7 protein-coding genes are annotated in these 15508 nt (G+C 41.2%); 2 read left to right on the forward strand and 5 right to left on the reverse strand.

Annotated features, from left to right (window positions below; translation table 11 throughout):
• The first annotated feature begins 462 nt into the window (after window positions 1-462).
• Both F580_RS0102660 and F580_RS0102665 read left to right on the forward strand, forming a co-directional pair.
• Window positions 463-2925 carry a putative Ig domain-containing protein gene (locus F580_RS0102660; protein ID WP_019026152.1) on the forward strand — a complete coding sequence of 821 codons (2463 nt, stop codon included), beginning with the start codon at window positions 463-465 and terminating at the stop codon, window positions 2923-2925.
• A 323-nt stretch (window positions 2926-3248) separates the two neighbouring features.
• The gene (locus F580_RS0102665; RefSeq protein ID WP_019026153.1) at window positions 3249-4805 is read left to right on the forward strand and encodes a glycoside hydrolase family 16 protein; all 1557 of its coding nucleotides are present in this window, start codon (window positions 3249-3251) and stop codon (window positions 4803-4805) included.
• 91 nt (window positions 4806-4896) lie between these two features.
• On the opposite strand, the gene F580_RS0102670 is transcribed toward F580_RS0102665, so the two are convergent.
• The 5 genes from F580_RS0102670 to F580_RS0102690 all read right to left on the reverse strand — a co-directional run bounded on the left by F580_RS0102670 (window position 4897) and on the right by F580_RS0102690 (window position 15053).
• A complete protein-coding gene (locus tag F580_RS0102670; RefSeq protein ID WP_019026154.1) occupies window positions 4897-5238 on the reverse strand; it encodes a hypothetical protein in 342 nt (113 codons plus the stop codon).
• Window positions 5219-6967 (reverse strand): glycoside hydrolase family 16 protein, encoded by a 1749-nt coding sequence (locus F580_RS26795; RefSeq protein WP_019026155.1) that lies wholly within the window; start codon window positions 6965-6967, stop codon window positions 5219-5221. The genes F580_RS0102670 and F580_RS26795 overlap by 20 nt, the downstream gene beginning before the upstream one ends.
• A gap of 95 nt (window positions 6968-7062) precedes the next feature.
• Window positions 7063-10359, reverse strand: coding sequence for a di-heme oxidoredictase family protein (locus tag F580_RS25335; protein ID WP_019026156.1), 3297 nt, complete (start codon window positions 10357-10359; stop codon window positions 7063-7065).
• A gap of 155 nt (window positions 10360-10514) precedes the next feature.
• Window positions 10515-12065 carry a tryptophan halogenase family protein gene (locus F580_RS0102685; RefSeq protein ID WP_019026157.1) on the reverse strand — a complete coding sequence of 517 codons (1551 nt, stop codon included), beginning with the start codon at window positions 12063-12065 and terminating at the stop codon, window positions 10515-10517.
• Window positions 12066-12296: 231 nt separating this feature from the next.
• Entirely contained in the window at window positions 12297-15053 is a 2757-nt protein-coding gene (locus tag F580_RS0102690; protein ID WP_019026158.1) for a glycoside hydrolase family 16 protein, read from the reverse strand.
• Between the last annotated feature and the right edge of the window lie 455 nt (window positions 15054-15508).

Consider the following 15508-nt stretch of genomic DNA (forward strand, 5'->3'; position numbering starts at 1 on the left):
ATAACGCTAACTTGTTCTGGCTGAAATAAGCAGAATGATATAAAAATTAAATATTAGTAACTGGCGGCTAAGACTAAGATGGTTGAGCTCATTTATTACTTTAGCAACTAATGTTGTGTGGCAGGGCTAATAATTAGCAGGGTTTACTGTTATTTTTACTTTTTTATGATTTTAATTGATTCCATTTCATCCTTAATAACCACCCAACTCAGCGCATTTCTATTGCTAAAGTTTATTGGGAGTAATAGCTTATTTCTACTCTTGAAGAGGTGATTTATTCATCTTAGCTCAAGATATTTATAGCATATAACAACAAATAACAGCGCTAGCTTGCATAGCAAAAACTATGCAAACCCTTTCAGTTTCAACCTTCTGCTTAACGGACCTTTTAAATGAAAAGGTAAGTTAAACTGTATAATTGGAAGCGCTTCCAAAAGACGTGTTTACTAAGGATAACACCTGATGAATTTAAATAATAAAAGACAGTTTAGGAAAAACCTGATCATCATAGGCTTAGGACTTGCATTATCAGCATGTGGTAGTGAAAGCGCTGAAGAGATTATTGAAAATATTGAAGTCCCACAAAATTCAGCGCCTACTATTAGCAGCTCAGCGACTGTTACTGTCGAAGCTGGCAGTGAATACAGTTATAGCTTAGATGCAGCAGATACTGACGGTGATACCTTGACCTTATCAGCTTCAAGTTTACCTGCTTGGTTGTCTTTTGATGAGGCAACAGGGGTTTTAAGTGGTACACCATCTGATAGTGATGTTGGCGATCATGATATTACCCTTACCGTCAGTGATGGCACTGATGAAATCACCCAAACGTTTACTATTGCAGTTACTTTACCCGTCGTTACGCCACCCGTTAATAATGAACCAGTCATTACTAGCACGGCTGGTGAAGCAGTGGTAGAAGGTTCAGCATATAGCTATACCTTAACAGCCACCGATACTGATGATGATAGCCTTACCATGGCAGCGAAAACTAAACCTGATTGGTTATCTTTTGATGATGAAACTGGTGTGTTAATGGGTACTCCAGCAGCTAGCGATGTTGGTAACTATAATATTGTTCTTACTGTAACTGACGGTACTGACGAAGTGACTGACAGCTTTACTATTACTGTAAGTGCTTTGGTTGTTGACAATAATGCGCCAGTAGTTACTAGTACCGCTATTGTAGTCGCTGAAGCTGGCTCAGATTATAGTTATACCCTAATTGCAACCGATGCTGATGATGATAGCATTACTATGGAAGCAACCACCTTACCAGAGTGGTTATCTTTTGATGAAGACACAGGTATTTTATCTGGCATCCCAGCGGCTGGTAATATAGGTGACCATGCTGTTGTTATTACTGTTTCAGATAACACTATTGATGTGACTGATAGCTTTACTATTACCGTCTCAGACAATGCGTCGGTCGTAGGTGAAACTCCGCGTGATGCAAGTGAAGCGTCCTTTATCATTTCTGATGGTCTTAATGATTGGGAATCATGGATAGAAACTAATGGTTCTTCACAGGTTATTGTTGATGACAATGCAGCTTATGACAATGTTAATGAAGTGACTATTACGGCGAGCGGATTTGTTGCAGGCTATCGCCCTGTGGCAGACGTTGGCGTACCAATTGATATGAGTGCTTTCGTAAGTACAGGTACCTTTGAATTTGATCTTAAAGTGACCACAGCACCGGCAGGAACAGACGAATGGTTCCTTAAAATAGAAGGTGGTGCGGGTACTCTTAATGATTACAGTATCTTTAAAGATAACGGCGACCATAGTGCTATTGAACTGGACGTTTGGCAGCACTATAGCTTCAATTTAAGTGACTTAGCAGGTCTTGACCTTACTGCAATTAATAACGTCATGTTATTCCCTGCTTGGGGAAGTAATAGTGGTGCAGTTTACCAATTAGATAACTTTGCTTTTTACCCTAATGGCGCTCTAGAAAAAGAACAGAGTACCCCTGGTGAATCCGGCGACGGTGCAACAACAACTGTTGCTGCAGGTGTTGATTTTGAAGGCCCACAATTAACGTGGGAGTCATTTGATACTGATAAAGTTCAGTATGTTGCTAACCCTGTTACCACAGGAATAAATACTTCTGCTACCGTCGCTTTATTTGATGTTCTTCAAGATAATGGCGAGTGGATTGGCGCATTAACTCAAGGTATTACTAGTTTTGAGTTAGACACAACTAACTGTCTTGTTAAAATGGATGTTTACAAAGACACCATTAGTGAAGTTCATGTGAAATTTCAAAAAAATAATGGTGTTAATGGTGATGGTATCATGTGGGGTTCTCATGGCTCAGTTGGGGTAGCTAATACCGTAGTGAACCAATGGGAGACCTTAACTTTTGATACTTGTCATTGGGTTGGTCTACCTGAAACTGATAATATTGGTGCTTTGGCGATATTTCCTGATAAAACAGCTGGCAGAAGCCAAGATACTATGAACTACATTGACAACATCATGTTCACTGGCGGAGTCGTTGTTGAGCCACCAACAGGCGAGTTAGTGGTTGATGGTGGTTTCGATAGTGGTGCTGGAAGCTGGACTGGCGCTAACATTATTACCGAAGGTGACAACAACGTTTATTTCGCGTCGGTTGCTACAGCCGCTAATCCTTGGGACGTTAACTTAAGCCAAGTGATGACGCTTGTGCCAGGTCAAACTTATACGTTAACGTTTAGAGCAAAAGGAGACAGTCGTACGATTATTGCGGGTCTTGGTGAAAACCATGGTCCTTGGGCTGCTAAAACCGAGATATTAACGTTAACCGCAGATTGGACGACTTACACTTATACCTTTACGATTGATTTTGGTGATGATAATAGCCGAGTATTGTTTGATATGGGCGATCAAGTGGGTGATGTATACCTCGATGATATTAGTGTAACTGTCGTTGATTAAAGTGATACTAAATTAGAATCAGTACTTTAGATTAACTTGCTGACTTTAAATGCCTTTAAACATCTGTTTAAAGGCATTTTTTATGAAAGCTGGTAAGTGATGAACTGGGAATCTCGATGTCATAGATGGTAAACGGGTTATATTTTCCTTGCGCAGCTGGCAAACAGACAGGTTGAAAGTCGCCTTGGTATTCCCTTGGTAAGCGTCGGATAGTGCTAACCCTAGGGTTCTTATGAGTAAACATCAGTCTCACCCTCGCTCTCACCCTTAAACTAAATCGGCTAAATAGGGCTGCTCTACTCGGTAACATAAGCAGGAAATTTATGAAAAAGATAAATATTTTTAAGAATATAGCTGTTGGCCTCATTATTGTAATAATGAGTACTATCACCTTGTTTTTTATTGCTCAAGCAAAAGAATCAAATCATCCAGCAAGTAACAATAAATCATGGCAACTGGTGTGGTCAGACGAATTTGACGGCCATGATATTGATGGCAATAAATGGAGCCATGTGGTTGATTGTTATGGCGGCGGCAATAATGAGCAGCAATGTTATACCGACCGACAACAAAATTCTTTTGTCAAAGATGGTTTGCTCAACATTATTGCTCAACGTGAAGATTTTGTTGGCTCGGCCAACGCTGATGGCAGTATGAGCCGTACCACGACCTTACCCTATACCTCCTCAAAGTTACGCACCATGAATAAAGGCGACTGGCTATACGGTCGCTTCGAAATTCGGGCGAAATTGCCATACGGGCAGGGCACATGGCCAGCCATTTGGATGTTACCCACGGATTATGTTTATGGCGGCTGGGCTGCCTCGGGTGAAATAGATATTGTTGAGGCGGCAAATTTAAAAACGCCTTCAGGCGCAGTTGACGCTATTAAAAATGAATTAGAGTCACGTATTCATGGCACCTTGCATTTTGGTGAGGCTTGGCCAAACAATGTGCATTCAGGTACCGCTTATAAATTTGCAGCAACGATGAATCCAGCCGATTCGTTTCATACCTATGCCATTGAGTGGCAAGAGGGGGAAATTCGCTGGTACGTAGATGACATTCACTATGCAACACAAAGAAAGTCAGGTTGGTATAGTAAGTACTTACTAAATGATGAGTTAGTGGTTGGCGAAGGCAGTGCTCCTTATGATCAAAAATTTCACCTTATTTTAAATCTTGCCGTCGGTGGCGCTTGGGCGAGCGGTGCTAATAATAAGGGCATTGATGAAGCCGCTTATCCGCAAAAATTGCAAATCGATTATGTCCGCGTTTATCAATGCAATTTATCTGTTAACACAGGAGCAGGCTGCGAAACCATTGGCGAAAATGCTGAATTGGTTAAAGGCCATAAAATTATTACTCCTGATAAGACCTTGGCCCTTGGCGCCAATTTCGACTTATACCAATCAGCGCTAAATGAAGTATTAGTATTCAATCTCTATGATCCCGGTAACTCAATTAGTTACCATGAAGTAACCACTGAAAATGGTCGTGCACTTAGCATTAAGCAACAAGGTGATAACGGCAATATTGCTCTACAATATCCTGCTCATGCCGATTTAAGTCATTTATTTGAAAAAGGGCAATTAGTTTTTGATGTTAAAATAAAATCTCGTGAAACTAACAGTAAATTATTGGTGAAACTGGGTAGTGGTTGGCCTATGGTGAGTGATGTAGAATTACCTCACCATAAAATAGGCCAATGGCAACAAGTTCGCTTGAATATTGCAGAGCTTATAAATAGTGGTAATAGTAAGCACACTGATCCGTTGATGAAAGCGGTGATAAATAATATTCATAGTTTGTTTGTGGTTGAGCCGAAAGGGCCGATGGAATTGTTATTAAAGAATATCCGTTTTGAAAACAGACCATAGTTAGTATTTTATTTTACTAACAGGACACTAATACAGACTGGTGAATAACGGGGGTACATGCCCCCGTTCAACGGCGTCTTTTATCTCTGTCTCAATCAAGCCAAAGCTGCTTTATCTCAAAATAAACATCTCGAAATTCAGTGCTGTACCAATCACCAGAGGTTTTTAGTTTTACAAGACCAAACCATTCTTCAATATCATTTGGATCTTGGCTGTATGAATCTTGTAAACCAAACTTCCACCAGGCATCTAAATACTCATGAATAACAACACCAGTTATCGGCATTGAAGCGCTGTGAATATCATTTAAGTTTTGCAATAACCCATTTGTTTGATCTGCAACGGTATTGCCACCATAACCGTAATTGGGCGCACCCACTCGATAAGCATTTGGCGAGACACTTAAACCGGTTTCAGTGATTAACAGAGGCAACTTTGGATAACGCGGTTTTAGCCTGTCTAACACGGATAAATACTGATATTAGTAACAAGCATAAGAGGTTATATAGAGCACCGCCACTGCTTTTTTCTGGTTCATCTATTACATTATCTCCAGGGGTAACGACTTGGTTTTGTGCGATGCTAAACTGAATACTGCTTGAGGTTGACTGTGCTGGCAAACCATTGTCAGTTACCGTGACTTCAATTTTGTGGGAACTGCCTCCGATCATAGTTGCGGGGTCAAAACTTAGTCTTTCATTGGTAATGCTCGGGGAGGGGATGGCACCACCGATAAGCCAAGAGTAACTGAGGCTATCGTCAATATTGTCATCCAAGGCGACAGCGGTAATTTCAACCATGCCATCATTAAGCGCTATTTTTGAAACTGCAACATTGTTTTGTTTGATGGTTAACATTACTGTTGGCGCTATATTATCTTCATCGACAAGGCAACCAACCGTGTTAACTGCCTCGTTGGCAGCTGTATTTGGACATTGATCAATATCATCGCTAATACCGTCATTATCTTCATCTAGAGCAACTAAAGTACAACCAACATTATCAACAGCCTCGTCTGCTGGCGTATTTAGACATTGATCAATATCGTCAGTAATACCGTCGTTATCTGCATCTTCAAGGGAGGGCAGACAGTTAACCGTCGGATCATTTGGACATTGAACAGTGTCATCTATAGGGCAGCCAACACTATCAACTAGCTCGCCTTCAGGAGTATTGGCGCATTGATCGATATCATTGGCGATACCATCAATATCATCGTCAGCAAAGACAACTGGGGTACTTTCATTACATTGTTTGGCATCATTTTGATTGGTTGCAGTGCAATGAGCTAGGTAATCAACTTCCATAGTGGCTTTGCTGAGGTTAGCATCAATGTTGCCGCCTAAGTTGCCACCCATAGCTACATTTAGCAAAACAAACATCGGTTCTTTGTATTGGGGGCAGTTTGATACGTTATGTGAGGTAACTAAGGTATCGTCCATGTAAAAGGAAATGTTGTTTTCATCCCATTCAATGGCATAGTTATGCCAGTCAAGCACGTCACTAGCCCCCTTTGGATAAGCGAATCTGACTTCTTGTCCGCAACTCGCGCCACCGGTATTAAAAAAATTGGTGATATAAGTTGCTGGATTATTGGAGAACCATTCCCAAACGTCAATTTCACCTGCACCTGGATTTGGCCAGTGGATAGTGTCGTTATCATTTTTTTTAGGGCTTTCGGCAATACGGTTTTCTAACATCCAAAATGCTGGCCAAGTGCCACCCTCTAAATTATGAAAACGAAGTCGAGACTCGATACGACCGTATAGAAATTCTCGTTTGTCTTTGCCGTTAATTCTGCCTGAAGTCCAGCTTCTTGCTTGATTATTTAAGCCGGTACAATTAACTTGCTGCTTGCGAGCAATTATTTTTAAAGTACCGTCTGAGACATCAAAATTTTTATTCACTGAGCTATCATCATCGGTATAACATTGAACTTCGTTATTATAGTTGGCATCAATTTGCGCGGTCCAATTTTGCCAATTTACGCCAGTACCATCAAACTTATCAATAAAAGTAACTTCCCAACCAGCAAGTGCCGATGTCGACATCAGTAAACTCGATAAACAAAAGACTAATTTACTTTTTTTCTTGATGTTGTCTTTTATCGTAGCAATAAGTGTTTTGTCATTACTATTGCCTAACTTATTTATTTTATTCATATTAAATCTCATACATCTTAAATTTCATATTTCTTGAAAAACTGCTAATAGTGATAACTAATTATGTTTACTTATAGCTATCACTAAAAGCGTGTTTATAACGAGCGTAAAAAGCTTAATAGTGCCGATTTTTCTGAGTCAGAAAGTGCTTTATACAAGGTGGTAGAATTTTCTGATTCACCGCCATGCCATAAAATAGCTTCTTCTATGCTTCTAGCACGGCCATCATGTAAGTAAGCGTGATGTGGAGTACAAACTTCATTGCCTTCGCCACCAATAAAGTTTTCAACTCCACCAGTAACACACGCGGCTAAACCAAGGCCCCAAAGTGGTGTAGTACGCCATTCACTACCACTGGCTAAACCTTCACCTAAGTTATCAGCAAGGCCTTCGCCCATGTCGTGAAGTAACATATCAGAATACGGATGTATGGTTTGATTACGTACTTCTGCCAGAGGATGGAATTCACTGGTTTGGAAGGTTTTGGTATGACAGTCGACACAGCCAATTTCTTCAAATTTGGCACTACCAGCAAGTATTTGAGTATCTTCGACGCCCGCTTTCCATACACGCTGAGGACGTACACCTAAGGTAGAAATATAAGTGACCAAATCATTGAGGTTATCTTCAGGCATTATTGGCTTAGACCCTCCACAATTAGCTTGTTCAGCACCACAATCAAGGTTAGGTAATACCGAGGTACGAACACCAATATCGGTATTTAATGCACCAGCAACTTGATGACGAACACTTGAAGTAGCCGCTTTCCAACCAAAACGTCCTAGTCGGGTTAAGTCGCCATTTTCAGGATCAATCGTTTTGTTGGCCACACCTGATATGCCGTTATCATCAGCATCCTCTGGATCGGCTAGGGCGATTATATCTACTTCAGGAATTGCTTCCAGCAAACCTAAACCAACTAATCTTGGAGCGATTCGCGCCGAGAATGTTGCGGGCCTTGTACCACTAAATTGATAGTTAGGTCTACGTAAACCATTGCTTAATTCAATCCAAGCAGCAAGCGAGACATTTCCTTCACCACCACTACCATTTGGTTGTAAAACACGACCAATAGCTGGATCAGGGTTGCCATCAGCATCACCTACTTTAAATACCCAGCGATCTAGCAGTTCACCATTTTCAGCAACGGGAGCACCACCATTTCTTGCGTGACAATCTACACAACTCTCGTTGACATAACGCACACCTGACAAGCCGACGTTGTCATCAAAAACACCATTGTCAGCATCTTCATCATGCGTACCATCGACAAAAGACGAGTGGTGGACACGGCGACCTAAAAGGAACGTTTGAGCGTTGTCATAACCTAAATTAGTCGCCATTTGCATGAAATGATTATCAGGCTCATCGGTATATTGATAGTGTAAGCTTGTATTGCCACCTAACCAATATTGCTCAGGTATTTTTGCACTGTCTTCCGGGTATGGTCCAGAGATTTCTGTATACCATGGCACTATGCCTTCACCGACAATATAGAGGAAGGTTGTGCCGTAGTAGTTAGATTGGCCGCGCGGAAGACCCGGGGCACTAAATTGACTTACCTCAAATTCCATTTCATCGCCGATGCGAATTTCGCGACCTAGGCGAGTATTCTCATTACTGGTTTTTTGATAGTTGTAATAGGTGACACCATCTATCACCTCAGTACCCATAAATTGCATAATGCCATTACTGGCATATTGAGCAACAGTGGTAAATCCTTGGTACCACCAACGGTTTTCTGCTTCTCTATCACTTAAAGGGAATATAGTACGGACATTCATTTCAATGGTATCGCCACCTTTCGCCACGTAATCAATAATTTCGATATTGCTGGCACGGTTCTCGAAATAAAACTTAACGTAGTGATCGTAACTTTGAAATTGATCTTCTTTTGCGTGGCGAGTACGTGGACGATCACTAAAACGTGTGATCAAGGTGTCTTCAGTTTCCACCTGAGTATCTGGCTCTAATAGGGTAGATGCATTATATAACGCCGTTATATCACCTAAAACTCCATAAGGTACCAGCCACCAAACACCGTGTAGGCCTTCACCATTGCTATCACCCGCTTGAGTATCTCCTGCATAGAAATACAAAGGGCGGCCGTTATGGGCTGCTTGTAAGCTTCCATCGTTTCTCGTTATGGTGCTTAAGCCATTTACGCCAGAAGCTTCAACATCATCTACCAGTACAGGAGGCCATGATGTAACGCAACCTTCGTTACATACACTCGCTTCTGGAGTCGCTAAGTCATTATCAAATACATACAAGGTAAAACCCGGTTCAGCAGAGTCTGCGCCGCCAGTTAAACGTTCATTTGCATAAGAAACTTCCTGGTTGACCGAAATGATTTCACAGCCTAGAGCATTTACTAAAGTACCTTCAGGCGTGTCTGGGCAACTATCTAAGTCGTTGGCAATGCCATCGTTATCGTCATCAATAAGACTGACAATTTGCAGCCAGTTGATATTAAATGAGCCTGAGTTGACAACAAGACGTAAAGTATGGGAACTGGTAGCATCGGCGATGGCAAAAGAATTAACGTTATGGGTGACATATGTCTGCCAACCGCCGGTACTATTAACGCTATCACTGCCAATGGTATTACCATTTATTGATAGGGTATATTGACCACCACCGGACTGTGATGCTACTCGGGTATTAATTGTATAAGTACCTGCTTCTAGGGTAACCGCATACTCTAACCATTCACTCGCTTGGGTGTAACCAATATTATAACCACCGCCTTCATCGGTAGTAACTTCGATATCGACTGAATCATTTCGATAATTAGCACCGCCGTCATTGGCAGGGGTAGTATCAAAGTAGTTAATGTAATCTTCTGCTTGAATGGTTATATCAACCACTTGAACAATTATTTCACAGCCTTTTTGATCTACCGATTTACCTGCTGCTGTGTCAGGGCATTCATCAACATCATCAGCAACGCCATCGTTATCGGCATCTGCAATGATTGCACAACCAGTGTCATCTACTTCAGCGTATTGTGCTGTGTTAGGGCAGGCGTCAACATTATCAGCAATACCATCGTTATCGGTATCGCTATCTATAACGTCAATAATAATACAGCCAGTGCTATCAACTAATGCGTTAGCGACAGTGTTGGGACAACTATCAACACTATCAGAAATACCATCGTTATCGGCATCTTTATCTATAACGTCAATGATAATACAGCCAGTGTTATCAACTAATGCGTTAGCGACAGTGTTGGGACAACTATCAACACTATCAACAATGCCATCACCATCGAAGTCATTATTAATGACTTCGCCTTCACTTTCAGAATCGCCACAAGCACTTAGTGACGCCAGTAATAGTATGAGCAATATTTTTTTTGTCTGTGTATAAATGGGTAAATAGATCATCTTAGCTCTCATTTTATTTTTATATGTCGTTACTTTTTAGGAAGCGCTTCCAATTTTTTTGTTATAAATTAGTGTTGTTGTCGGTTAATGTCGTAATAAATATTTATTGTTATCGGGTTAATTAATTTAAATTAAGTTAAGGTAGCTTAAGATAACTAGCCTGTTTTCATTGGCGCTAAGCCATATTGTCGAATTTGAGCCAGTAATTGACGATGCTGAGGTAAGTGCTGTAAATATTTTGTCGTTACGGCTTGATTGCGGGTGAAATTTTTCATTGCCAAAGCATTTTCTTCATTTGAAGACAAATGTTTGCTTTGGGTGTTAAAACCCATGCCGGCCAGAATGTACTGGTAACTGGCACTGCTGAATATTTCATTGCTGCGCTCTGAATCATGGTGCCAAGGATAATGATGTTGCCATAAAGCTAAAGACTCTTGTAATGACTCTGGAATTGATTCTGGCTGACGATTTTCAAGCCAAAACTCATTGTCAGTACGTTTACTTAACACATAGTGAAGTTTGAGAAAGTCTATTATGCGCGCCCAACGGTAAGTAAAAGCCTCATTAAATCGTTTGGCAATAATATCCATAGTGCTTCGTGTGGCAGGCAGTTGATCACAAAGCCATTCGGCGGATAACTCTACTTGCACCAAAGATGACGCTTCTAAAGGCTCTAAAAAACCGGCAGAAAGGCCAATAGCGATACAGTTTTTTTCCCAAGGGTGGGCTCGGTGACCGGCCTTAATTTTGATTTTTTTAATATCGACTTGGGCACTATCTTTCCCCAGGTAATTCATCAATTGAGCTTCAGCCTCTATTTCGCTAGTGTGGCGACTAGAATAAACATAACCTATGCCACGACGACTCTGTAGCCCTATATCCCAAATCCAACCTGCGGGCATTGCGGTCGATTGTGTGGTCGTTGCAATTGGACTTTGCTCATCTTGATAGGGCAGTTGAACCGCTAAGGCATGATCAACAAATAAGGTATCGTGTTGCTCAATAAAAGGCACTTTATAGTGTCCGCCCAGTAATATACTGGCAAAACCGCTGCAATCAATAAATAAGTCGCCACTAATATCGCCATTAACTTTAGTGGTAACTGAGGCTATATCACCATTTTGTGCTGAGTTAACCTTAATTACATCATCAACAAGGTGTTTTATCGAAAACTTTTTCAAGCAATGTTTTTGTAATAAAGTCGCAAACTTTGCTGCATTTAAATGGTAACCGTAATTTGCCACCGAGGCATATTCTGGGGTGGTAATTTGTTTTGGCGCTAAACCTTGTTCACATAACTTTTGTTGAAAACTTACCGCATTTGAAAAGCTAAGGCTTTGACCTACGGCTTGCCAGTGCGGCAATAAATTGCAGTTAGCGAAATCTTGTGGCAGTTCAAAGGGGTGGTAAAAAGAGTCAGATTTTTCGCCGGTAAGCCAACCATTAAATTTTGAACCTTGCTTAAAGGTCGCATCACATTCGATAATAAATTCAGCTTCTGATATGCCAATGCTTTTTAGAGTGTTGCGCATTGAAGGCCAGGTGCCTTCGCCAACTCCAACAGGTTTTACTGACGCCGACTCAATGAGTGTTATGGAAATATTTGCTTGCGGCTGACTTTGATGTTTGGCGGCTAATCGACTTGCCACCATCCAGCCTGCAGTACCACCACCGACAATAACGATGTTTTTTATCTGATTTTCCATATAAGAGCCTATTTATTATCAATGCATTGGCTTAAATACAAAGTAATGTGTTTTTTATTAAAAAATCATTACTTTGTATTCGTTTGGGAAAAAATTCGGTTTAAGACGTTTGAATGAAATATGACTTAAACCGAATGTTTGGTTTTTCTATTCTATTCTGTTCTCTACTGTTATGTGATGCTTAGTGTCTGGGTAGCAAAAAAAATTTCGCTAGCTACCCTGACAAGCACTTTATTTTTCGCCAATACGCACGTTATCTACTTGATAAGTTGCACCATTGCCGGAACCCCAAGCAGGGAATATCATGAAGACATCAATACCGCTAGGATCGATACCAGCAGCAACAACATCCGCTAAGTCGAAGCTATAATGTTGCCATACACCAAGCTCTGGCGCGGCATGACCTTCATTATTCGTAGATAAAGCTAACTCAAGAGCTTGCCCTAGAGCGCCATTTTCAGTGCCACCGTTACTTTCAACTTTAATATTCCACACCACATCACCCGGGGAGGCAATTAATTTAAGGTCAAACTCGATAATCCCAGTGCTAGCAATAGTTGAGGCATCAAAAATACTACCATTGTCACGTCCCATGAAACCCTTAACCGTTGCCTGAGCACCGATACTGAATTCTACGACAGCGCCATATTCATCATCTGCTATAACGACTGCTGGTGTAGAGCCAGCGCAACAATCCCAAGCCGGCCAGGCTGGATTTATCGCGTTATTAAACATCATTAGCTCAACACCCGTGGTAGGGGGAACTTCAGGGCTTTCATTAGGATCACTAATTATCACATTATCAACGCGATAGACAGCACCAGAGCCCTTGCCCCACTCAGGAAAGATCATCAATAGATCAATGCCACTGGGATCAATTCCCGCCTCAACGAGATCAGCCATGTCAAAAGTATAATGTTGCCAAACATCGAGTTCTGGCGCGGTATGACCTTCGTTACTTGCTGAAAGACTTAATTCGACATCTTGACCTGGAGCGCCATTTTGAGTGCCGGTATTACTTTCAACTTTGAAACTCCAAGGCACATCACCCGGAGAGCTCATTAGTTTCAAGTCAAATTCGATTGTACCTGTACTAGCAATGAGAGAGCCATCAAAAATCTTGTCAACGTCACGGCCGGAGAAACCCATAACCGTATCGGTAGCACCTATGATGAATTCAATAACGTCACCATAGCCTGCTTCATCAGTAACAACAGCAGGTGTGGTACCACCACAGCAATCCCATGCCGGCCAAGCATTATTTTCAGCATCTTCAAAGGCAACAAGTTTAGGTAAACCCGTAGCAGGGCCATTAGCAGGTCTGCTGATAATGAAATTATCTACTCTAAATTTTGCCCCGTCACCTTGGCCCCATTCAGGGAAAATCATCATGACATCAATTCGACTAGGGTCTAAGTTAAGCGCTACTAGGTCTGTAATGTTAAAGGTGTAATGTTGCCAAGTATCCAACTCTGGCGTGATATGGGCTTCAACACTACTGGATAAACTTAAAATAGCTTCAGTACCTGCACCAGATGCTATACCTTCATCGCTCTCTATTTTAAAGTACCAAGGCACAACGGTTGCTGGAGCGGTAATCATTTTCAGATCAAATTCAATGGTACCGGTGGCAACATGGTTTGAGGCATTAAAGGCTTTACCGTCTTCTACACCATGAGCAGCGCGAGTAGTAAAACCAACAACAGTTTGACCGGTAATAACAAACTCCATTACCGCATCATAGTCTGGATCTTCATCAGTCGTCGCCATGGGTGATGATACGCCACTGTCATCCCATGCAGCCCAGCCATCAGCCATTTCATCAATAAACACATTTAATGGTGGAGCAGGAGCATTGGGGTCTAAAGGTGGCTCTGGTGGACTAGGAGCTTTACCTGGTACTAATGCACCATCAGGTCTGTCTTCACTGGCCTCTTCATCATAACCAGCACGAATAGTGGCACAGCCTTCACCAGTTAGTGGCGCAATATCACATTGATAAACTCGTACATAATCCACTAACATGGTATTGCCATCAATAAATGCAGAAGCATCAATACCGGTATTATTAACCGCTTCGGCCCATGAACCACCCACAGCAAAGTTTAAAATCATAAAGAAATTTTTGTCAAAAGGAGAATTGTCCCAAGCATTAGACTGTTCACCTGTGGCAATGTCGTAGTTATCAGGAGTGTACCAACCTCGATGAACAAGTTTAGGGTCCAAGTCACCAGTGAACTTTAATTTGGTTTCTGATTTACGCTGTGTTTGATAAAGGTACCCGTCTACATACCAACGTATTTCCCCTTCTTGCCATTCAATAGCATAAATATGAAAATCATCCGCTGGATTGGCATCATTTGGCAGTAAATAAGCTGCGCCTGAGTTTTGACTTTTTTCTGAGCCTACTGACTTGCCATAATGTAAGGTACCGTGAATATAAGCCTCTGACGCGCCATATTTAGGAGCTGCTTTTAGGTTAACTGCTTCAACAACATCGAGTTCGCCTGAACGTGGCCAGCCACCATAAGTGCTGTCTGTTGGCATCATCCAAAACGCTGGATGAGTGCCTTGGCCTGCAGGTAATTGTGCTCTTATTTCAAAGCGGCCATAAGTAAAGTCGCCTTTCATTCGAGTGTTCATTCGGGCTGAGGTGTAATCTTTCGATAAGGCTTCATCGGTATTGGGCAATACCACAATATTTAAGTTACCCTCACTAACAAAAGAGTTCTCAGCGCTGTCGGTGTAACATTGTTGTTCTTGGTTACCACCACCACTGCAATTAACTTCATGGGTCCATTTGCTGGAGTCTATCTCTGTACCATCAAATTCGTCTTGCCAAATCAAGCGCCAATCCGGTGATGGCAAGGTAGTGTCAACGGCGTTTTTATCGGTATATGTTTCTGAGCCATTGTCACCACATCCTACTAGTCCTACCAATAGTGCGATGGCAGACAGTTTAGATAAAGTGTTTCTCTTATCTTTCATTTAATTCATCCCCTACGTTTAGCATTTTTAAATATCGACATATTTATTGCCAATCATAAATCGTTGTTCTGCCTTTAAATAAGCGGTCTAATTCTATTTAAAGTCTTATTATTTTTTTAACCCATTCATTGGAAGCGCTTTCAATTTAATATGAAAGCGCTTCCAGTTCAAGCGGAAAAAACAATTATTTGTTGGTTATTTGCCAAGTGTTTGCTTGTTATTTGTACTTTATTGTCATTATTTAATTAATCAGTATTGGTTGTTTATTGCTTTGAATGCGTTATTCACGGGCTACTTAAGGTTTGAGTTGCAATATTTTTACACTAATCACTCTGTAGCGATCTATAAATCACCATTATGTTAAAAATAATTGCCAAAATAGATTGCTATTTTTTGTACAAACGGATACGTTTGATTACACATGGAAGCGCTTCCAATGTTTTATTTAACATTGG

It is taken from the genome of Colwellia piezophila ATCC BAA-637 (assembly GCF_000378625.1).
Lineage (GTDB): Bacteria > Pseudomonadota > Gammaproteobacteria > Enterobacterales > Alteromonadaceae > Colwellia > Colwellia piezophila.

Excerpts from the sequence above, each read along its gene's own strand:
- F580_RS0102660 (WP_019026152.1), top strand. The coding sequence starts at position 463 with ATGAATTTAAATAATAAAAGACAGTTTAGGAAAAACCTGATCATCATA.
- F580_RS0102685 (WP_019026157.1), bottom strand. The coding sequence starts at position 12,065 with ATGGAAAATCAGATAAAAAACATCGTTATTGTCGGTGGTGGTACTGCA.
- F580_RS25335 (WP_019026156.1), bottom strand. The coding sequence starts at position 10,359 with ATGATCTATTTACCCATTTATACACAGACAAAAAAAATATTGCTCATA.
- F580_RS0102665 (WP_019026153.1), top strand. The coding sequence starts at position 3,249 with ATGAAAAAGATAAATATTTTTAAGAATATAGCTGTTGGCCTCATTATT.
- F580_RS0102690 (WP_019026158.1), bottom strand. The coding sequence starts at position 15,053 with ATGAAAGATAAGAGAAACACTTTATCTAAACTGTCTGCCATCGCACTA.
- F580_RS26795 (WP_019026155.1), bottom strand. The coding sequence starts at position 6,967 with ATGAATAAAATAAATAAGTTAGGCAATAGTAATGACAAAACACTTATT.